The sequence below is a fragment of the Nocardia sp. NPDC058114 genome, assembly GCF_042884695.1.
Classification (GTDB): domain Bacteria; phylum Actinomycetota; class Actinomycetes; order Mycobacteriales; family Mycobacteriaceae; genus Nocardia.
Genome location: NZ_JBHVTK010000002.1, coordinates 380,499 through 403,525 on the forward strand (window position 1 = coordinate 380,499; position 23,027 = coordinate 403,525).

Consider the following 23,027-nt stretch of genomic DNA (forward strand, 5'->3'; position numbering starts at 1 on the left):
CGTACGCGGGCAGACCGGGTCTGCCCGCGTCAGTTCAGATGCCGAAACCGCCGGAGACCGACAGTTGCTGACCGGTGATGTACCCGGCCTGTTCGGAGGCCAGGAACACGCAGGCGGCGCCGATGTCGGCCGCCGTGCCCCATCGTTTCATCGGCACGAAGCGGCGGGCTTCGGCCTCCCAGGCCGCGTCGACCACGCCCGTGGCTTTCAGCTCGAGGAACATGCCTGCCTCGATGACGCCGACCAGCACCGAATTGGCGCGGATATTGTGCCTGCCTTCCTCTTTCGCGATGCCGCGGACCAGCGCCTCGTTGGCGGCCTTGGGTAGCACGGACAGACCGTCGAGCCGGGGCCACCACCGGTCACCGGCGGAGCCGAGGTGGATCACCGAGCCGCCGCCGTGCTCGCGCAGATGCGGCTGCACGGCGTGCACGGCGGTGAACATGCCGAGCGCTTCCACCTCGATCGACTGCCGGTAGCGGTCGGGTTCGGTGTCGGCGAGGGTGATCTGGTCGACGACCGGGCCGGCACCCCACACCAGCGTGCGGATCCGTCCGTGCTCGGCGACCACCTCCGCGATCACCCGGTCGACGGCGACCGGGTCGCGGACATCGACCTGATGGGCGCTGGCCCGCACGCCGAGCGCACGCAATTCGGCCACGGTGGTCTCGGCCACGGATTGTTTGCTGCGGTAGCAGATCGCCACGTCACCGCCCGCCCGTGCGAAGTCCGCGGCGACGGCGCGGCCGAGGCCGCCACTGCCACCGAAGACCAGTGTGACACCGTCGAGAAGAGTCAGTTGCATCATGGGGGAAAGCTAGCGGCGCCGCGTCTTTCGCCGCATGCGGGTCTCCCGCCCAGCGGGAGCCACGACTGCCGCCTCAACGGACGCCGAAGAGCGCACCGCCACCGAATGCCGCGCGATGCGAGACCGGTTGTCCGCCATCGATATCGGTGATCCCGTAGTCGACGGCGGCCTCGGCCGTGATCACCGTACTGCCGCTGCGTGCGCCGACCTCGGGATCGGTGGCCAGGGCCAGGACGACCCGGCCGACGAATTCCGGTGTCTCCGCGCCGGCGATCGGGAACCCCTCGATGTCCTCGACACCCAGTGCCAGGACCTGCTCGGTGCGCACGATGCCGGGCCACAGCGACAGCGTGCTCACGCCGGTGTCGCGCAGTTCTACGGCCATGTCGGCCGCCATCTTGTCCAGGCCGGCCTTCGACATTCCGTACAGCACCGAGTGCAGGTAGCCGCGGGTGCCGAAGGAGGAGATGTTGGCGATGACGCCGCTTCCGCGAGGCACCATGAGCCGTGCCGCTTCGACCGAGGCCACGTAGTGCGCCCGCAGGCCGACACCGATCAGGGTGTCCCAGTCGGCGACGGGCCGTCGCCAGAACGGATCACTGAATCCGGCGAAACCGTCGGGATTGGCCCAGACGTTGTTGACCAGCAGGTCGAGCCCGCCCTGCTCGGCGGTGATGCGAGTGAACACCGCGGCGATCTGCGCGTCGTCGCGGTGGTCGCAGCGCACGGCGATGCCGGCGCCACCCCGAGCGCTCACCTCAGCGGCCGCGACCTCCAGGGGGCCGCCGTCACCTTCGGTGCCGCGCCCGGTCAGATACACCGTCCAGCCTGCTGCGCCCAGTGCCAGCGCGATTCCCTTGCCCACGCCACGGCTGGCGCCGGTCACCAGAGCGATCTTCGACATGTCCGCTCCTACTGCGCGATCCGGGTGGCGTCATCGAGGGGGCGGGTGATCGCCCACAACTGGTGGAACGTGCATGTCGCGATCTTCCAGTGCCCGTCCTGCACCCGGTATTCGTCGGCGTACTCACCGGTGGCGACGGTTTCGGTGCGCTCGATCAGGTTGACCTGGCGAAAGCGCAGCGTCCACCGGCCGCTGGCCGTGCCGTCCTCGCGCACGGTGATGTCGGGGTGCACGCCGTGGTGCATGTCGAGGATCGCGTTCTTGCCGTCCACCTGCTGCAGCGCGATCGACGCGAAGACCGCGGCCATGCCGTCGGCGTCGGTCGTACCGAGCGTGCCGTAGTCCAGTACCGAGCCGACCGCGACGAAACAGTCACGGAACCCGACCGGGTCTTTGGCATCGCAGGCACGGAAATAGCGGTGCTTGAGCGCGGTGATCGACTCGATCGCCGCCAACCGTGCGAGGTGGCGGGCCGGGTCGTCGGACGGCGGTGTTGCAGACATCGAGCTCCTTGGTCGAATCGACAGATCAGACGTGAAGAAGCTCGAATGGCTGTGAGCGTCCGCTACGTCCCGCGGTCGCCACCGTAGGCCCGGAACGCGGTCACCGCCTGCCTGTCTTCCCGCTCATCGGGAACGCCCGCGGGCCTGTTGTACACGCTCAGGGGCGGTCGACGTCGGCGATGATGACCTCGGGCTTGAAGATGACCTTGTAGTGGTAGCGACTCACCTCGGCGGCCTCGAGCTGTTCGACGAAGTAGCTCACGTTGTCCGAGAGGCCGAGAAAGTGCTTCTTGTATTCGTCATCGCCGGTCTTGCACGTCACCTCGAGCTGGTTGTTCTCGTCCTTGATCGAGCACTTGCCCTCGATGGACAGCAGGTACTTGTCGGTGATCCCGTTGAAGAACACCACGCGCCGGTTGATCTTGAACTGGTCCGATTCCTTGGACAGGTTCTTCGAGACCACGTCGGCGTCGCTCGAGCACCCGGTCACTGCGATGGCACCTGCGAACAGCGCCGCGACAGCGGCGATCAGTTTCTTGTTCATTCCCCCACCTCATTCAATCCTTCTTCAGACCATCATGAGTGTCTGCGATCGAGATCGCCACTGTCAGTGCCATTCCCACCCGATTCGGGCGATGGCACCTCGTACGGCGTCGAGCTGGTCACCGACCCGATGGTTGCGCCCGCCCGGCTGTGCGTCCCGCACAAACCAGCTGGGCTCAGATTGTCCGAGTCAGAACGTGGGGGTACCAGCGGCAGATGCCCAGGGCGAAGCGTAGTTCGAAGGTGTCGGTCTCGACGGCGATGCCGTAGCGGCCGGTGACCTGTTGGATGCGGTACTGGACGGTGTTGCGGTGGACGTCGAGGACGCGGGCGGTGCGCGAGTAGCTGGCGCCTTCGGCGAGGAACACCTCGAGAGTGTTGCGCAAGAGTTCCACTTTGGCGCCGTCGCCTGCCAGCGATCCGAGGACGCGGTGGACGAGGCCGGTCAGCTCGTCGGGATCGTCGGACAGCAGCGCGAAGGGCGCGATCGTGTCGTAGTCGACCACAGTGGGCGCGGTCTCCCCGGCCGAGACGACGAGCGCCTTGGCCCGTGCCGCGCTGCGGGCCGAGCGCCGGAAGCCCGGCAGCCCCTCGCCGACCGGCCCGAGCGCTACCCGTATCGGCAAGCCGGAAGCCGCGAGCTGGGCGGTGAGTTCCTCGACCGCGCAGGGCTGTCCGGTCGGGAACCACAGGCACATGGCGCGGTCTCCCGACGCGGCGACCAATTCGGCGCCACCGGTACCCATCGCCGCGGCGAGCAGCTGTCGGGCCTGCTCGAGCGCGCGCACAGCCTCCGCGCCGGTGACCGTCGACCACACTTCAGTGGCGTAGTGCCACTGATCGAGTTGGTAGCCCAGCACTTCCTGGGCGGCGGCGACATCGACATCGTCGTTGTCGAGCAACCGTGCGATCCATTGCTGGCGTGCGGCTTGGCGGCTGCTGAGCCAGCGGTCCCGTTCGGCCTCGTAGATCCGCCCCATCGACGAATTGAGGCGATCCAGGTAGGTGCCCGCGAATTTGAGCAGTTCGGCGATCCGGGCGGGCTGGTCAGGGCCGGGAACGGCCAGGACGAGCCCGATCGCGGCGTCGAGGATCCGGTACTGCCCGAGCCCGTAGGCGCGCAGCAGGATCGTTAGCGGCACACCGCGCCGGGCCAGCCGTTGGGCGTAGGCGGCGGCCCCGGGGGGCGGGCCTGCGGTGGCCGGGTCGATGCCGTTCGCCAGCACGTACTGCACGGCGGCGATGTTCTCGGCGATGCTGGCGGCTCGCATCTCGGCCAGATCGGCGGCGACGTCGTTGAGCGGGATCATCTGCTCGGTCACCCGGATGAGGTCGGCGGTGATGGCGTCGACGCGCGGGCCCAGGGCCTGTCCCACCCACACCAGGGATCCGTATGCCGCCATGCGCGCTTCCGTCCGTTGAACAAAAACCGTCGACGGCATTGTGCCATCCGCACAAATTTCTGGTCGATTCGGTCTCGGCGTCGATAAACAAACCGGTCATGTGGTCGTGACAGCGTGACATGTGGTGTCATGGTCGCCGAACGCCCCGATATCGACTCCTTCTTGCTTGTTCGACACTGGTCCGCCCCGGTAGGCCGAATCCGACAGGGTTCGTGGGTCATCGCAGAGCTGTGGGCCGGTTAGCTGAAGGATGTTGTACTCGAATGCGTGAAGCGCGCACCTCTCCACGTGAAGTTCGTCGTGCGCCGCGCGGTCGAGGCAACCGAAAGTCGAGTGCTCCCCTCTTCCCTCAGCTGCTGACCGCGGCGGTCGACACCGCCGGTGATGCCGTCGCTGTGTCCTGTACCCCGGTCGACGGTGCACGCCGCGAACTCACCTACACCCAACTCGACGAGTACTCGTCCCAACTGGCCAGAGACCTGATCGCGCGCGGCATCGGTCCCGGCGATGTCGTCGCGCTGGGATTCACCCGGTCGATCGAGTCGGTGGCGGCGGTGTGGGCGGTGGCCAAGACCGGCGCTGCCTACGTCCCTGTCGATCCGGCGCTGCCCGCCGAGCGGATCGCCTATCTTCTCGAAGACTCCGGCGCCGTCCTCGGGCTCACCGGCACGCCACATCGGGAGATGCTGGGCGATTCGGTCGACTGGCTCGACATCGACGCCCCGGCCCAGCGCGACCGCATCGCCACCTACCCCGCCCACCCGATCTCCTACCTCGACCGAGTTCGTCCGCTGATCGATCAGCACCCGGCCTATGTCATCTATACCTCCGGTTCGACCGGGCGTCCCAAAGGCGTGGTCGTCACCCACACCGGTCTCGGTGCCTTGGTCGCGGCCGCCCGGGAACGCTATTCGGTCGACGAAGGCGACCGCGTGCTGCACGTGTGTTCGCCGAACTTCGACGTCTCGGTACTCGAGCTGCTGGTGGCATTCAACTCCGGTGCCACGCTGGTGGTCTCACCGTCGACGGTCTTCGGCGGCCCCGAACTCGCCGAGCTGCTGCGCCGCGAACGCGTGACCCACCTGCTGATCACCCCGGCGGCGTTGGAATCTGTCGACCCCCGCGACCTGGATGCCCTGCGTGTCGTCGTCGTAGCGGGCGATGCTTTCGGCCCGACCCTGGTCGAGCGCTGGGCCGACGGGCGTGCCTTCTTCAACGGCTACGGCCCGACCGAGGCCACCATCCTCGCCACCGGCACCACCGCACTGCGACCCGGACAGCCCATCACGATCGGCACGGCGTTCGCCGGAGTCGGTGCGACAGTGCTGGATTCGCGCCTGCGCCCGGTTCCCGCGGGCGTGGCGGGTGAGCTGTATCTGTTCGGGCCCGCGCTGGCCCAGAGTTATCGGGGCAGGCCCGCGCTCACCGCTGAACGATTCGTCGCCTCACCTTTCACCGATTCCCGCATGTACCGGACCGGCGACCTGGTCCGGCGCACCGCCGACGGTGACATCGAATACCTCGGCCGCTCCGATTTCCAGGTCAAGATCCGCGGTTTCCGCGTCGAACTCGGCGAGATCGACGCCGCGCTCACCGCCCACCCCGACATCGAGTACGCGGTCACTCTCGGCACGAAAGCCGACTCGGGGGCGACCGTGCTGGTGTCGTATGTGCTTGCCCAGCAAGGCAAGTCGATCGACGCCGACGCGGTAGCGCGCTTCGTGGGCACCTCCCTGCCCTCCCATATGGTGCCGACCGTCCTGATGACCCTCGACGAGATCCCGTTGACCCCCAACGGCAAACTCGACCGCAACGCCCTGCCCGCACCGGTTTTCGGGGCTGTGGGTTCGCGTGCGCCCGAGGGCCCGGTCGAGACCGCCATCGCCGAACTGTTCACCCAGATCCTGGGTCTGGAGCAGATCGGTGCCGAGGATTCGTTCTTCGCCGCCGGTGGTGACAGCATTCTGTCCATCCAGCTCGTGTCGCGCGCGCGCAATGCCGGCATCACGTTCACCCCGCAGGCCGTGTTCGAGCACCGCACCGTCGCCGGGCTGGCGCGGGTGGCGGTGGTGGGTGCCGAGTCCGCGCCCACGTTGACCGAACTGCCCGGCGGCGGTGTGGGCATGATGCCGTTGACGCCGGTGCTGGCCGCGTCGCTGGCCGGTGGGCGAGTGTTCGGCCGGTTCACCCAGCAGATGGTGTTGGCCCTGCCTGCCGGTATCGACCGAAATGCCCTGGTGAACACCCTCACCGCGGTGATCGACCACCACGACATGCTGCGGGCTGGTCTGCGACAGGTCGACGGGCAGTGGGAGCTGCACACTCTGCCGCCGGGCGCGGTGGACGTGGGCGACCTGCTCCAGCGCGTCGATGTCCCGGCAGGCACCGACGCGCTCGGTGAGATCGCCGACGCCGCGATGGATTCCGTGCTCGCGGCGCTGGACCCGCAGGCGTACCGGATGATCGGCTTCGCGTGGCTCGCTCGTCCGGACGGCCCCGACGGTTTGATCGTCGCGGCCAACCACGCGGCGATCGACGGAGTGTCGTGGCGAATCCTGTTGTCGGACCTGGTCGCCGCGGGGGCCCAGGTCGGCCGACGTGTCGTCCTGCCCCCGGTCGGCACGTCGTTTCGTCGCTGGGCGCACGGCCTGACCGAGGCGGCGCCGAACAGGCGCGAGGAACTCGACCACTGGCGCCGGACCCTGTCGGTACCCGACCCGCTGCTCGGCGATCGCCCGCTCGACTCCCGCGATACCGCGTCAACGGTGCGAACCATCACCGTCGAAGTTCGCGCCGACATCACCCAGGCGATCCTGACCGACCTGCCCACCCGGTACCGCGCGGGCGCCGAGGACGGCTTGCTCGCCGCCCTGGCCATGGCTGTGCGTAGGTGGCGGGCCCGACGCGGTGTCGACGCCCCCACGACCCGCGTCCGCCTGGAAGGCCACGGCCGCGAACAGTCCGCGGTCGACGGCGCCGATCTGACCCGCACGGTCGGCTGGTTCACCAGCATGTATCCGATCGCCCTCGACCTGAGCGAGGTCGAGGGCGACGCCGCGTGGCACGGTGGCGACGCCACGGCCGCCGTCGTCAAGGCCATCAAGGAACAGCTGCGTGCGGTGCCGCACAAGGGCATCGGTTTCGGCATGCTCCGCCATCTGGACCCGGAATCGGCATCGCGGCTCGACGGCCCCCTCGGCCAGGTCGGCTTCAACTATCTGGGCCGGATCACCGCGGGCGATCTCGGCGATACCGACCCCAGCTGGCTACCCACCGCCGGGTGGGGCGAGCCCGTCGCCGAACAAGACCCCGATCTGCCCGCTGCCGCCGTCATCGACATCAACGCCCTCGCCACCGGTACCGACGCCGGCCTGACTTTGCGCGCGTCGTTCTCCTACGCCTCCGGCATCATCGACGAGGCGTCGGTGCGCGAACTGGCCGACTGCTGGACCGCGGCCCTGACGATCCTCGCCGAACACCTGCGCGATCCGGCAGCCGGTGGACTCTCGCCCGCCGACGTGCCGCTGGTCCAGGTCACCCAGGCAGAACTCGACACCTGGCATCACGAACGCCCGCACCTGACCGATGTGCTGCCCCTGGCGCCGCTGCAGCTCGGACTGTTCTTCCTCGCCCAGGTGTCGCCGGCCGACCCGTATCTGGTCCAGCTCGCGGTCGAACTGACCGGCGAGGTCGACACCGACCGCCTGCGCCGAGCCGCCCGAAGCGTCCTCGACCGCCACGCGATCCTGCGCACGGCCTTCGGATCGTCGGCGGCGGGCACACCGGTCGGTTTCGTGGCCGAGGGTGTCGCGGTGCCGTGGCAGATCATCGACACCGAACTCGACGATGCCGACGAATTCCTGGCCGCCGAGACGCGGATCGGTTTCGAACTCTCCACTGCGCCGCTGCTGCGCTTCACGCTGTACCGCCGCACCCACGGCATGCATCTGGTGTTGACCGCGCACCACCTCCTCGTCGACGGCTGGTCGATGCCGTTGCTGATGCAGGAACTACTGCTCTGCTACGCCACCGACGGCGCCCCGGCGGTGCTGCCGCGGGTACGCCCCTACCGTGACTACCTCGCCTGGCTCGCGGGCCGAGACCGTTCCGCCGCGTTGCGCGGCTGGCGCGAGGCGTTGACCGAGCACACCCCGACCCTGCTGACCACCGTGGTCGCGCCGCCGACCGAGCCGTGCGAGGGCCACGGGATGTGCCCCGTCGAGCTGTCACCGGCGGAGGCCGAGGACTTGGCGGCCTGCGCCGCGGCCAACGACGTCACGGTCAACACCCTGTTCCAAGCGGCATGGGGTGTGGTGCTGGCCGGTGCGTTCGGCCGCGACGACGTGGTGTTCGGTGCGGTGGTCTCGGGTCGCCCGCCACAGTTGGACGGCGTCGACACCATGGTCGGACTCTTCGCCAACACCATCCCCGTTCGCGTCCGTTTCACCGAGTCCGAGCCGTTGCGGAACATGTTGTCGCAGCTACAGTCCGAGCAGATCGCCGTGCTGGACGGCCATCACCTCGGTCTCGCCGAGATCCAGCGGGCCGCGGGCACGGGCGAGCTGTTCGACACGCTCATGGCCTACGAGTCCTATCCGGTCGACACCGAGGGAATGCGACGCGCGCACGGCTCCATCGACGGCCTCGAGATCGTCGATATTCGAGCCGCCAACGCCACGCACTACCCGGTGGCCGTGGGCGTCGAGGTGGGCGAGGGGATTCGCGTCGGCCTCCAGTACCGCCTGGACCTGATCGACACCGGCATCGCACAAGCTCTCGCGCACCGCCTCCGCGCCACCCTCGACGCCTTCCTCCACACACCCGACCAGACCGCCGCACAGCTCCTGGACACCCTCGACCAGCACAACGATCCGATCGCGGAGGCCGGCTACTGGCATCGCGTCCTCGCGGACCTGCCTGCCGAACTGGACCTCCCGACAGATCGCGCCCGCCCCACGGGCCCCGTGCGGGCCGATGCCCGCATCGGCTTCGAGATTCCCGCCGAACTCCATCACCGCATGCGGGACTTCGCCGCTGCCCGCGACACGACGGTCTTCAGCCTCGTGCACACGGCCTTCGCGGTGCTGCTGGCCCGGTTGGCCAACACCGAAGACATCGCGATCGACACCCCGTGCCCGCAGTCTCCGGATGCCCGCCTGGTGTTGCGACTGCCGGTGTGCGGCGCGACCTGTGTCGACGAGCTGCTGGCTGAGGCGACCACGGTCGCCCGGCGAGCATTCAGGCGAAACGGGTTGTCGCACAGTAATCTCCAGGCCGTCGGCGACGCGGCGGGGCCACTGGTGCGGGTCACTGTGATGTCGGACGAATGCCCGACTGTGGCTGCCGTGGAGCGCGACCTCGTCCTGTCGCTGCGCGCCCCGAGCTCCGACGACCATCGACGATCAGGCGCCGCGGATGAGCACCGACCAGGTGTCGCCGCCAGCGACCGCCCGGCCGGTCCCATCACCGCCGAATTCGTTTACGCGAGTGCGCTGTTCGACCGGGCAACGGTCGACGTGTTCGCGCAGCGCCTGATTCGCCTGCTGGCGGACGCGATCGAGCGCCCGGATACCGCTGTCGGCGATCTCGCCATCCTCGATGCCGCGGAAGAATCGGCCCTCACAGCGCGCAACACCGACACCGACACCGACACCGCCCTGTTCCCCGACCTGATCGCACGCGGCAACGCGCTGGGCCTCGACAGGATCGCCGTCCGGCACGAGAGTCGTTCGATCACCTACGGCGAACTGACCGAGCGGACCACCCGCTGGGCCCGCGAACTGATCGCCCAAGGCGTCGGCCCCGAAGTCGCTGTCGCCGTTGCCCTTCCCCGGTCCTACGACATGGTCGCGGCCGCGCTCGCCATCGCCGCGGCGGGTGGGGTGTATGTGCCGATGGACCCGCGCAATCCCGCGCATCGCCTCCAGCACCTGGTCACCGACTCGGGCGCGATACTCGGCATCACCGCCGCCGCGCACCTCGGCGACCTGCCCGACGAGCCCGCCTGGCTCACACCCGACGACCTCGACCGAGTCACCACCACCCACCCGACGACACCGATCACCGACGCCGACCGCCGCGCACCCCTGCGCGTCGACCACCCCGCCTACCTCATCTACACCTCCGGCTCCACAGGTCTGCCCAAGGGCGTCACCGTGACCCACGCCGGTCTGGCACCGCTGGTCGAGGAGGCGGTCCGCCGCTACCGCCTCGAATCCGAGCACCGCTTCCTGCACATCTGCGCCCCCTGGTTCGACCCCTCCGTGCTCGAATGGCTGTGCGCCTTCACCACCGGCGCGACGCTGGTCGTCGTCGGGTCCGACATCGCGGGTGGGATCGAACTCGCGGATCTGCTGGCCGCCGAGTCCGTCACCCACGCCATCATCACCCCCGCCGTCCTGGGCACCCTCGACCCGGCCGGTCTGCACGCACTGGAATCGTTGTCCGTCGGCGGCGACGTGACCACCCCGGAACTGCTCGCGAAATGGCAGCCCGGCCGCCGCTACCTCAACGGGTACGGCCCCACCGAGACCACGATCATCTCGTCCTACGCCGAACTCACTGCCGGACAACCGATCTCGATCGGTGCCCCCGTGCACGGCACACACGCGATGATCCTGGACACCCGCCTGAACCCGGTCCCTCCGGGTGTCACCGGCGAGCTCTATCTGAGCGGGCGCGCGTTGGCGCGCGGCTACCGCAATCAGCCGACGACGACCTCGGCCCGATTCGTCCCCGACCCGTGGGGTGCGCCCGGCACCCGCATGTACCGCACCGGCGACCTGGTGCGCCTGCGCGACACCGGCGACATCGACTACCTCGGCCGTGCCGACACCCAGGTGAAGGTGCGCGGTTTCCGGATCGAACCGGGCGAGATCGATGCCGTGCTCGTCAGCCACCCCGATGTCGAATTCGCGGTGACCATCGGACGTCGGAGCCCCGCCGGATCGACCACGCTGGTGTCCTATGTGCTCGCGGCACCGGATCGTTGCGCCGACCCCCTCGTCCTCACCGCGTACGCCACCGACCGCCTGGCCGCGCACGCGGTGCCGTCGGCGATCGTGGTGCTCGACGCACTGCCCCTGACCTCCAACGGCAAACTCGACCGCAACGCCCTGCCCGAACCGGTCGTCGCCACCGCGCCCACCGCGGCACCCATCGGTGCGAGTCAAACCCTGCTGGCCGAGCTGTTCGCCCGCGTCCTCGGCATACCGCGCGTCGGCGTGCACGATTCGTTCTTCGCACTCGGTGGCGACAGCATCCTGTCGATCCAGCTGGTGTCGCTGGCCCGTGCCGCGGGCATCGTCTTCGCCACCCGTGACGTGTTCGAACACCGCACCGTGGCAAAGCTGTCCGACATCGCCGCGCTCGACAGCCCACAGTCGCCCGTGCTGGCGAAACTGCCCGGTGGGGGCATCGGCGATATCGCGTTGACGCCGGTCCTTGCCGAGTTCCTGACCACCGGTTCCAGCGACCGTTTCGCCCAGACCATGGTCCTGGCACTCCCCGAGAACATCGACCGCCCAGCTCTGGTCGCCATCATCGCCGCGGTCCTGCGCCACCACGACATGCTGCGCTCGCGCCTGCGACGCGACAGCGATGACTGGCAGTTCGAAGTCCTGCCACCCCATCGTGTCGACGCGGACTCTCTGATCACCGAGATCGACGCGTTCTCGGCGCTCACACCGGATGAGCTGACCCGAATCGGCACGGCCGCCATGGATTCGGCGCTCTCGGCGCTGGATCCCGCCACCGCCCGCATGATCGCCTTCACCTGGATCCGCAGGCACGGCGCTCGCGATGTCCTGGCGGTCGCCGCCCACCACTACGTCATCGACGGTGTCTCCTGGCGGATCCTGCTCCCCGACCTGGTCGTGGCCTGGGCCCAGTACGCAGCAGGTCAGCGGATCGCCCTGCCGCCGGTCGGTACGTCGTTCCGCCGATGGGCGCACGGCCTCGCCACCGTCGAGCGCACCGCCGAACTCGACCACTGGCAACAGGTCCTGTCCACCCCTGACCCGCTGCTCGGCGCCCGCGCGGTCGACAGCAGCCTCGATACCGAGGCGACGATGCGGTCGATCACCGTGCAGATCCCCGCCGAGATCACCGAACCCCTGCTCACGACGCTGCCCGCGCAATACCGGGCAGGCGCCGATCACCCGCTGCTCGCGGCCTTGGCCTTGGCCGTGCGGGTCTGGCGTGCCCGGCGCGGTGTCGACGCTCCCACTCTGCGACTGCGACTCGAAGGCCACGGCCGCCAGGAGGACGCCGTCCCCGGCGCGGATCTGACCCGCACCGTCGGCTGGTTCACCACCGTCTACCCCGTTGCCCTGGACCTGTCCGCGATCACGCCGGCGGTCTTCGACGACGAAGCCCTCGCCGCGACGATGCGCACCGTCAAAGAACAGCTGCTGGCCGTGCCGGACAACGGCATCGGCTTCGGTGTGCTGCGCCGGAACCCGCACACCCGAAACCGGTTGTCCGGCACCATCGGCCAGATCGGCTTCAACTACCTGGGTCGCGCGAGCACCGCGGCGCAGACCACCAACGAGACCGCGTGGCTGCCCACCGCCGACCTCGGTGACATCGCCGTCGACTACGACCCCACCCTGCCCGCGCACACCGTTCTCGACATCAACGCGATCGCCGTCACCACCGACACCGGGCCGCGACTGCGGGCGGACTTCCGCTACGCCACCGGCATCCTGTCCGAGTCCGAGGTCCAGGAGCTGGCCGACGACTGGACGAGCTGGCTCACCGCACTGGCCGACCACACCCTCCACCCGTCCGCGGGCGGGCTGACCCCCTCCGATGTTGCCCTGGTACAGGTTTCGCAAAACGACCTCGACACCTGGCGCACGACCCACCCGGGTCTGTCGGATGTGCTGCCGCTGTCGCCGTTGCAGCACTCGTTGCTCGCGCTGGGCGAGATGCTCGACGAGTCGGTCCACGCCTACGTCATCCAGCTCATGGCCGAATTGACCGGCGAGCTCGACATCGACCGGCTTCGCCACGCGGCCGCGACGGTGCTGAACCGGCACGCCAACCTGCGCTCGGCCTTCGTCACCACCCCCGACGGCACCCCCGTTCAGCTCGTCGCCGACGCCGTCGAGGCACCGTTGCGGATCGTCGAAGCCACCGACACCGAGCTGCCCGCTCTGCTCGCCGCCGATCAACAGGCAGGTTTCGACCCCACGATCGCGCCGCTGCTGCGATTCACGGTGTACACCATCGGTTCCGGGCGCAGCCATCTCGTCCTGACCGGCCATCACATCCTCCTCGACGGCTGGTCCATGCCGCTGCTGATGAAGGAACTGCTCGTCCTCTACGCCACCCACGGCGACGCGACCCCGCTGCCGCCGGTGCGCCCCTACCGCGACTACCTCGCCTGGCTCACCCGCCAGGACCGCACCGCCGCCGAGCGCGCGTGGTCGGAGGTCCTCGACGGGGTGTCGGCGACGATGATCGCCCCCGAGCTCACCTGGCCGCCGGCGACCGGCCACGGCTACGGCCTGTGCGAGTTCGAACTCGACGCCGCGCGGACGTCCGCGCTGACCGCCGTCGCCGCGGCCGCCGAGGTCACCGCGAACACCGTGTTCCAAACAGCCTGGGGCCTGGTCGTCGCCGCGAGCACCGCACGCGAGGATGTCGTGTTCGGTGCGACCGTGTCCGGGCGCCCGCCCCAGCTGGACGGCGTCGGCGACATGATCGGGCTGTTCGTCGACGCGGTCCCGGTGCGGGTGCGCATCGACCCCACCGCCACCGTCGGTGACCTGATCCGCGCCGTCCAAGCCGAGCAGGCCTCCCTGCTCGATCACCACCACCTCGGCCTCGGCGCGATCCAGCGCGTCGCGGGACCGGGCGAACTCTTCGACACCATGCTCGCTTTCGAGTCCTACCCCGTCGACGTCGAAGGTCTCCAACAGGCAGGCGGCGCGCTCGACGACCTGAGCATCGACGACCTGCACGGCGCCGACCACACCCACTACCCGATCACGGTCCTGGTCTTCCTCGGTGCCCGCACCCAGGTGCAGATCAAGTACCGCCGCGACCTCGTCTCCGATCTCGCGGCTCGCGCGCTCACCGACCGTCTCCGCACGGCGATCGACAACCTCGTCGCCGCCCCGACCACGCCTGTCGTCGACCTCGCCCACCAGCTCACCACCGACCACGCCGACCCGATCACCCGATCCCGCTACTGGCGCCAGACGTTGGCCGACCTGCCGGCTCGCCTGGTCCTGCCCACCGACCATGTGGTCGCCGGCGGCGCACGCCCCGACCTCTCGCGCGCGCACAGTGGGCATGCGGACAATTGCCTCGCCGAGCACGGTTGTGCCAGGTCGACCGTCCCGACGACGGTGCACCGAGCCCTCCATGAACTCGCCGGCACCGCGAACGTGAGCAGGCAATCGCTGGTCGGCACCGCCTTGGCTGTACTCCTCGCGCGACTCACGGCATCCGACGACATCGTGATCCGAACCCGCACTCCTGATCTGTTGCTGCGCATCACCATCGATCTCGCGGCGCCCTTCCTCGATCTGCTCACGCGGGCACACGAGGCCGAGACGCTGGCGCTGGCTCATGCGGGAATCCCGCTCGCGGACTTCGCCGAGTTGCTCGGCGTCGAGCCCCGCGCGCTGGGACAGGTGTCGCTGGAAGTACCGTCCACCGGCTCATCGGACGCCCCGTTGCCCGTGCCCGCCGCGGCGACGACCGCAGCCGGTTCGGATGCGCGGCACACCCTGCCCGGGGACGACGCCGTGACAGCCGGCGAACTCCTCGTGACGGTGCTCGAGACGACGTCGGGCGCGGCGATCGAGATGTCGTTCGCCCGAACCGTTTTCGATGACCACGAAGCGGACACGTTCGTGCGGCGCCTGGCCCGGCTGCTCACCGCGATCGCCGCCGACCCACGGATCCCGGCCGGTGATCTACCGCTGTCCGATCACGCCGAGTACACCTTCTTGACTCATCTCGGCGACAGCCCGACTCCGTCGGCCACCTCCACCCTGCCCGAGCTGCTCGTGCGCGGCACCGGCTACGGCCAGCATCGAATCGCCGTGCGCGACACCGCGAACACCTACACCTACGGCACCCTCGACGCCGATTCCTCACGCTTGGCCCGAGTCCTCATCGACGAGGGAATCGGCCCGGAAACAGTCGTCGCCTCGGCGATCCCGCGCTCCTACGAGTCGATCCTCGCGTTCTGGGCCATCGCCAAAGCGGGTGGCGTGTACCTTCCCGTCGACCCGAACTACCCCGAAGACCGTGTCCGTCACATGCTCGCCGACTCCGGCGCGACCATCGGCCTCACGGTCGCCGCGAGGGCGAACAGCCTGCCCGGATCGCTGCGCTGGCTGGCGCTGGACGAACCGGCCGCCCGGGTCCGCACCGCCGCCCGCTCGTCGACCCCGGTACGCGACCGCGACCGCCGAGCACCCTTGCGCCGCGACAACATCGCCTACGTGATCTACACCTCCGGCTCCACCGGCACACCCAAGGGCGTCTCGGTCACCCATGCGGGACTCGGCGCCCTCGTCACCCACTCGGCGGCCCTGATGCGCCTGCGCCACGACCACCGCATGCTGCACGTCTGCTCACCCAGCTTCGACCAGTCGATCGAGGAACTCGCCACCGCCTTCCACCACGGCGCCACCCTGGTCATCGCCCCGCCCGACACCCTGGGCGGCATCGACCTCGACGACCTGCTGCGCACCGAACAGGTGACGCACACGATCATCACCCCCGCCCTGCTGAGCACCCTGAACCCGACCACCCTGCCCGACCTGCGGTGCGTGTCCGCCGGCGGCGAAGCCACCGCCCCCGAACTGCTGGCCACGTGGCAACCGGGCCGCAGCTTCCTCAACGGCTACGGTCCCACCGAGGCAACCATCGGCGCGACCTACTCGGTGCTGCGTGCCGGGGACCTCGTCACGATCGGTCGCCCCGTGCCGGGCATGCGGGCCGTGGTCCTCGACGCCCGTCTGCACCCGGTGCCGGTGGGCGCCACCGGTGAGCTCTACCTCGCGGGTCCCGCACTCGCACGCGGGTACCGTGGCCGCCCCGCCGCCACCGCGGATCGTTTCCTCGCCTGCCCCTGGGCCGGACCCGGCGCACGCATGTATCGCACCGGCGACCTCGTCCGCTGGGTGCACGGCGACACCTACGAGCTGGAATACCTGGGCCGCACCGACTTCCAGATCAAGATCCGCGGCTTCCGGATCGAGCCCGGTGAGATCGACGCCGTCCTGCTGCGGCACCCGCAGGTGAGTTTCGCTCTCACGCTCGGCACGCAGAACCCCGCCGGGGACACCGTGCTGGTCTCGTATGTGACAGGCCGCGAGATCGACCCCGGCGCCATCACACGGTGGTCCGCGTCGATGCTGCCCGCGCACATGGTCCCGGCCGCCGTCGTCGTCCTGGACCGTATCCCGCTCTCGGCCGCCGGAAAGATCGACCGGACTGCGCTGCCCGCACCGGAGTTCGTGACGCGCACCTACCGTGCGCCCGCGGCCGGGCTGGAACGTACCGTCGCCGAGGCGTTCGCCGAGGTGCTCGGTGCCGAACGCGTCGGCGCCGACGACAGCTTCTTCGATCTGGGCGGCAACTCGCTGCTCGCCACCCGCCTGACCGCTCGGATCGGTGCCGCACTCGACATCCGGGTGCCGGTGCGCGTGCTGTTCGCCGCACCCACCGTCGCCGAATGCGCGCACGAGATCGCCGGATTGGCCCGCGCGGCCCGTCGACCCGCCCTGCAGGCGCGCCCACGACCTGATCACATCCCCCTCTCGCCCGCCCAGCAGCGCATGTGGTTCCTCAACCGCTTCGATACCGGAACCGCCGCCTACAACATCCCGGTCGTGCTCCGCCTGACCGGCGAACTCGACACCACCGCGCTGCGGCAGGCCTTCACCGATCTCGTCGCACGCCACGAGATCCTGCGCACGATCTACCCGGCTGTCGACCAGGTACCGGCCCAGATCGTTCTGCCGCCGGACCACCCGGATGTACCGCGCCTGCACGTCACCACGATCGCCCCGGACGTCGACGAAAGCCTGACCCCCGCAGTGACAGCACTGGTGTCGACCGTTTTCGATGTCACCCGAGAAGTGCCCTTGCGTGCCACCCTGTTCGAACTCGGCCCGGACGACCACGTCCTGGCCATGGCCGTGCACCACATCGCCGGTGACGGCTTCTCCGGCGGGCCCCTCACCCGCGACCTCGTCATCGCCTACACCGCACGCGCGCACGGACAGAGCCCCACCTGGGCACCGCTGCCCGTGCAGTACGCCGACTACGCGATCTGGCAGCAGACCCTGCTCGGCGACGAAACCGATCCCACCTCGGTGTCGGCCACCCAGCTCGCCTACTGGCGCCAAGCTCTGGCCGAGCTGCCCGACCAACTCGAACTACCCCGCGACCGGCCACGACCGGCGATCCAGTCCTACGCGGGCGGGCGGGTTCCGTTCACCGTCGACACCGCCACCCACGCCGCCCTCGCCGAACTGTCGCGGACCCACGGCGCGACCCTGTTCATGGCCGTGCACACCGCCTTCGCGGTGGTACTCGCCGAGCTGTCGGGCACCACCGACATCGCCATCGGCACACCGGTCGCCGGCCGCGGCGACGCCGCCCTCGACGACCTGATCGGGATGTTCGTCAACACCCTGGTCTTCCGCACCCGCGTCGACGCGGGTGCGAGCTTCGCCGCACAGCTCACCCGCCAGCGCGACACCGACCTGGCTGCCTTCGCCCACGCCGACATCCCGTTCGAACGGCTGGTGGAAGTCCTCAACCCGGCCCGCTCCACCGCCCGCCACCCCCTGTTCCAGGTCGGTTTGTCGTTCCAGAACCTGGCCGAGGTGCGCATGGACCTGCCCGGCACGAGTGTGTCGTCGGTAGAACTCGATCGGGAGCTGTCCCAGTTCGACCTGCACCTGATCGTGGCCGACCGCTACACCGCCGAGGGTTCTCCGGCGGGCATCACCGGCTACTGCACCTACGCCGCCGACCTGTTCGACGCGGCCACGGTCGCAGGTTTCCTGGCTCGGCTCACCCGCCTGATCACCGCGGTGGTCACCGACCCGGGCGCACCGCTGTACAGCATCGATCTGCTCGCCCCCGCCGAACGAGTCCGGATCCTCGACACCTGGAATCACACAGCGCGACAGGCAGATCCGGCCGCGACCCTCGCCTCGATGTTCGATGCGACCGTCTCGCGCGCCCCGGACGCCCTGGCCCTCGTCGCCGACGACACCCGGCTGACCTACGCCGATCTCGACGACCGGGTCAACCGCCTGGCCCGCTATCTCATCGCCGCGGGCGTCGGCCCGGAAACCCGGGTGGCACTGGCGATGCGGCGATCGATCGACCTGGTCGTGGCGATGTACGCGGTCAGCACCGCGGGCGGGGTGTACGTGCCGGTCGACCCCGACCACCCTCGATCGCGCACCGACTACATCCTGGACACGGCCGCCCCGCTGCTCGTCCTCACCAACGCCGACACCTGGCTCGGCGCGGCCGAGGACCTCGCGACAACCCGTGTTCGATGTGTCGAGCAGGTGGACCTCGCCGCACACAGCCCCGCCCCGATCACCGACCGTGATCGCCGCGCGCCCTTGCGGCCCGCGAACACCGCCTACGTGATCTTCACGTCGGGATCGACGGGCCGCCCGAAGGGTGTCGCCGTCTCTCACGCCGCGATCGTCAACCAGTTGCGCTGGAAGACAGCTGAATTCGGTCTCACCGCACAGGACAGCGTGCTCCTCAAGACCGCGGCCACCTTCGACCTGTCGGTCTGGGAGTTCTGGTCCGCGGCGATCTGCGGTGGTCGACTGGTCCTCGCCGCGCCCGACGGCCACCGGGATCCGGCCTACCTCGCCGACCTGATGCGCCGCGAAGAAGTGACAACTCTGCACGTCGTGCCGTCGATGCTCGACACCTTGGTCACCGAGCAACTCCCCGCCTCGCTGCGCCGCGTCCTGGCCATCGGTGAGACTCTGCCGGTCGCACTGACCCGCCGATTCGCCACCGCGGCGCCGAACACCGCCTTGTTCAACGTCTACGGCCCGACCGAGGCCGCGGTCTCGATCACCTGCCACCGGGTGAGCGCTGCCGACACGACCACCGTCGCGATCGGCACACCGGTCTGGAACAGCCAGGTCTACGTCCTGGACGCACGGCTACGCCCGGTCCCCGTCGGTGTCCCGGGCGAGCTGTACCTCGCGGGTACTCAGCTGGCCACCGGCTACCTGGGCCGTCCCGACCTCACCGCCGAACGCTTCGTCGCCAACCCGTTCCACGCGGGCACCCGCCTGTACCGCACCGGCGACCTGGCCGCCTGGCGCGCCGACGGCGAACTCGAATACCGCGGCCGCACCGACTTCCAGCTCAAGGTCCGCGGCTTCCGCATCGAACTCCAGGAGATCGATGCGGTGCTGGCTTCCCATCCCGACGTCGGCTTCGCCGTCACCGTCGGTCGTGAGAACCAGGCCGGGGAAACAGTTCTGGTGTCCTACGTGGTGGCCTCGCACGGCCACGAGGCCGACGTGGACAGTGTCGCGCGATGGGCGGCTCAGGCACTGCCCACCCACATGATTCCGGCCACGATCACGGTGCTCGACGAAGTCCCCCTGTCCCACACCGGCAAACTCGACCGCGCCGCGCTGCCCGCGCCCGCACTCGCCACCCGCGCCTATCGGGCCCCGGACACGGCCATCGAACACACCGTCGCCGCAATCTTCGCCGATGTCCTGCGCCTGGACCGCGTCGGCATGGACGACCACTTCTTCGAACTCGGCGGCACCTCACTGAGCGCCACCCGCCTGTCGACCCAGCTGGGTGCCGCGACGGCCGCGACCGTCCCCGTCACCTGGATCTTCACCACCCCCACCCCGGCGGGCATCGTCGCGGCACTGCGCGCCGAGGGCACCGACAGCGCGGGCATCGACGCCGCTTTCGACGTCCTGCTGCCTTTGCGCACCGAAGGCACCGGCGAACCGCTGTTCTGCGTCCACCCCATCAGCGGTATCGCCTGGTCCTTCAGCGGCCTCGCAGCCCACCTCGACCGCCCGCTGTACGGCCTCCAGTCACCGGCGCTGAGTTCGAGCGAACCGCTGCCGGATTCGATCGAGGAATGGGCGCTGCGCTACCTCAAGGAGATTCGCGCGGTGCAGGCCGAAGGTCCCTACCACCTGCTCGGCTGGTCTCTGGGCGGTGTCATCGCGCACGCCATGGCGGTGCAACTCCAGGAGGACGGCGAGCAGGTGGCGGTGCTGGCCATGCTGGACAGCACCCTGTCGTCGGCTTCGACGGCTGTCGCGACGACGGTGACCGCCGCCGACCTGCTCGGCGGATTCGCCGGCACCGAGCTGGTGGACCTCGCCGACCCTGTCGACATCCACCAGCTCGCCCGGACGCTGTTCGAGCGCTCCGCACCACAAGCCGCGGTCGACCCGTCCCGTATCGACCGGATCGTCGACGCGGCGACCACCTCGGTCGCCCTCGACGCCGCCTACCACCCCCGCCGTTTCGACGGCACCATCACCTATTTCACCGCGGCCCACAGTGATCCGACCGGAACCACCGGTGCGTCGTCCTGGTCCGAGGCGGTGACCGGCACCGTCGACAATCATGCGGTGGCCGCAACCCACTGGCGCATGACCGAAGACCACGCCCTCACCGTCATCGCCGACACGCTCCGCAAGGAACTGGGTTAGCCGAAACCGAGTGTGGCGCGGCGCTGTCGGCCTGGTAGCGTCGCGGTGTCCGTGACATCGCAGGAGGAGGTGAGACCCATCAACGCAGTAGTCCATGGGTGCTCCCGCCCAGCACGGTCGGCCGCCTGACGCCAAGGTCGCCGGGAGCGCCCCACAAGGCACTCCCGAAGGGCACAATCATGCATTTCACCGCACACACATCGTCGAACGGTGTCGCCGAACGCCATTTCACCCTGGGTGAGATCACCGGCGTCCTCTGGTCTCGCGCAGCCGATTCCGGCACCATCGCCCCGGTGGTGCTGATGGGCCACGGCGGCGGTCAGCACAAGCAGGCGCCGGGCATCGTGGCGCGTGCTCAGCACTTCGTCACCGCCTGCGGCTTCACCGTGGTCGCGATCGACGCTCCCGGCCACGGTGGTAGGCCACGAACTCCCGCGGACGACGACCTCATTGCCGCGCTGCGGCATGCCCGAGCTGCGGGCGAGCCCGTTGCACCGATCATCGTGGAATACAACGCTTCGCTGGCCGCGCGCGCCGTCCCCGAATGGCAGGCAACCCTCGACGCAGTGCAGCAACTTGCGAGTATCGGCGTCGACGCCCCCGTCGCGTACTGCGGCACCGCGCTGGGTACCGCCATCGGTGTCGCGCTGACCGCGGCGGACCCCCGGATCTCCGCCGCCGTCTTCGGCCTGCTCGGTCACCGATCCCTGACCGAGGCGGCCGCCTCGATCACCGTCCCCGTCGAGTTCCTGCTCCAGTGGAACGACGAATACGTCGACCGTGACAGCGCGCTCGCCTTGTTCGACGCGTTCGGCTCGGCGGAGAAGACCTTGCACGCCAACCCCGGTGGGCACGCCCAGGTCCCGGCGTTCCAGCTGAACACCACCACCGAATTCCTGACCCGCCACCTGGCCCGAACAGCCTGACACCGGCGTGTCCGGGTCCGGCACGATCAGACCCGGACACGCCGAGTGACCCAGATCACTCTTGCGGTTGACCTTGGGTCAACGTGGACGCTCATCTCATGACTTCGAACGCGAACACCACAGCGAGCACAACCACTGCCGCACAGCACTATCCAACCCTGCAGCAGACCATCGAGGAGATCGTCGCCACCGGATTCGTCGGCCTGCACGTGCGAGTCGACGACGAGCAGGGCGTGTGGGTCGGCAGCGCCGGACGCAGCGAGCTGGGCCAGAGCGCACCACCGCCGATCAACGGGCGCGTCCGGATCGGCAGCAACACCAAGACTTTCGTCGCGACCGTGGTCCTGCAACTGGTAGCCGAGGGCACGATCGCCCTCGACGCTCCCGCCGTCGACTACCTGCCCCGGTTCGAGTTGGATCCGCGCGTCACCGTCCGCATGCTGTTGCAGCACACCAGCGGGATCTTCAACTTCACCGGCGAGTTCTACGAAGACGGGACGAGCGCGCCGGGAGTCGTCGCATGGAGTGGCAAAGACTGGGTGGACAACCGTTTCCAGACCCACCACACCGACGAGCTGGTACGGCGGGCATTGGCAAAGCCCGCGCGGTTCGAACCGGGCACGGACTGGAGCTACGCCAACACCAATTACGCGCTCGCCAAGCTGTTGATCGAAGCGGTCACCGGTCACTCGCTGGCCGAGGAGATGCAGCGACTGATCCTGGGCCCGCTCGGGCTCTGCGACACCGTCGTGCCGGAGACCTCGACCGAGATCGGCGGACCGCACGCCCACGCCTACTACCGCTATGACGACGCCGGGGTGGAGCAGACGATCGACGTCACCTCCCAGAACCCGTCCTGGATTTCCAGCGGCGGCGACATGATCTCGACCAGCAAGGACCTGCACACCTTCCTCTCCGCACTGCTGCGCGGCACGCTGCTGCCCGCCCCGCTGCTGGCCGAGATGCTCACCCCCGAAGCCAAGGTCGGCTACGGCCTTGGGGTGTTCGTCCAGCAGACCGAGACCGGCACCGTCATCACCCACAACGGCGGCCACGGTGGCCATGCAGCGCTGATGTACAGCACGCTCGACGGCACCAAGACCATGACCGCCGCACTCAACTACATCGACGACGCCGACCTGTCGATGTCGGCGACGTTCCAGGCCGCGACGCAGCGACTGCTCGACGAAGTGTTCGGTGCCGCTACGGCCTGAACGCACCT

8 protein-coding genes are annotated in these 23,027 nt (G+C 69.2%); 3 read left to right on the forward strand and 5 right to left on the reverse strand.

Annotation, left to right across the window (positions count from 1 at the left end; all coding sequences use genetic code 11):
* Window positions 1–34 precede the first annotated feature (34 nt).
* The 5 genes from ACFVVI_RS10340 to ACFVVI_RS10360 form a co-directional block, all read right to left on the reverse strand.
* A complete protein-coding gene (locus tag ACFVVI_RS10340; protein WP_387445004.1) occupies window positions 35–808 on the reverse strand; it encodes an SDR family NAD(P)-dependent oxidoreductase in 774 nt (257 codons plus the stop codon).
* Between the two features lie 73 nt (window positions 809–881).
* On the reverse strand, window positions 882–1,712 hold the full coding sequence (locus tag ACFVVI_RS10345) for an SDR family NAD(P)-dependent oxidoreductase (RefSeq protein ID WP_378991767.1): 831 nt from the start codon (window positions 1,710–1,712) through the stop codon (window positions 882–884).
* A gap of 8 nt (window positions 1,713–1,720) precedes the next feature.
* A complete protein-coding gene (locus ACFVVI_RS10350) occupies window positions 1,721–2,215 on the reverse strand; it encodes a nuclear transport factor 2 family protein (protein ID WP_387445005.1) in 495 nt (164 codons plus the stop codon).
* A 157-nt stretch (window positions 2,216–2,372) separates the two neighbouring features.
* Window positions 2,373–2,759: a hypothetical protein gene (locus ACFVVI_RS10355; RefSeq protein WP_378991765.1), complete on the reverse strand. Its 387-nt coding sequence runs from the start codon at window positions 2,757–2,759 to the stop codon at window positions 2,373–2,375.
* Between the two features lie 175 nt (window positions 2,760–2,934).
* Window positions 2,935–4,161, reverse strand: coding sequence for a PucR family transcriptional regulator (locus ACFVVI_RS10360; RefSeq protein WP_387445006.1), 1,227 nt, complete (start codon window positions 4,159–4,161; stop codon window positions 2,935–2,937).
* 263 nt (window positions 4,162–4,424) lie between these two features.
* Between ACFVVI_RS10360 and ACFVVI_RS10365 the strand changes: the two genes are divergently transcribed.
* The 3 genes from ACFVVI_RS10365 to ACFVVI_RS10375 all read left to right on the forward strand — a co-directional run bounded on the left by ACFVVI_RS10365 (window position 4,425) and on the right by ACFVVI_RS10375 (window position 23,019).
* Entirely contained in the window at window positions 4,425–20,879 is a 16,455-nt protein-coding gene (locus ACFVVI_RS10365; protein ID WP_387445007.1) for an amino acid adenylation domain-containing protein, read from the forward strand.
* A 179-nt stretch (window positions 20,880–21,058) separates the two neighbouring features.
* Entirely contained in the window at window positions 21,059–21,805 is a 747-nt protein-coding gene (locus ACFVVI_RS10370; protein WP_387445008.1) for an alpha/beta hydrolase family protein, read from the forward strand.
* A 98-nt stretch (window positions 21,806–21,903) separates the two neighbouring features.
* Window positions 21,904–23,019 carry a serine hydrolase domain-containing protein gene (locus ACFVVI_RS10375; RefSeq protein WP_387445009.1) on the forward strand — a complete coding sequence of 372 codons (1,116 nt, stop codon included), beginning with the start codon at window positions 21,904–21,906 and terminating at the stop codon, window positions 23,017–23,019.
* The last annotated feature ends 8 nt before the right edge of the window (window positions 23,020–23,027 follow it).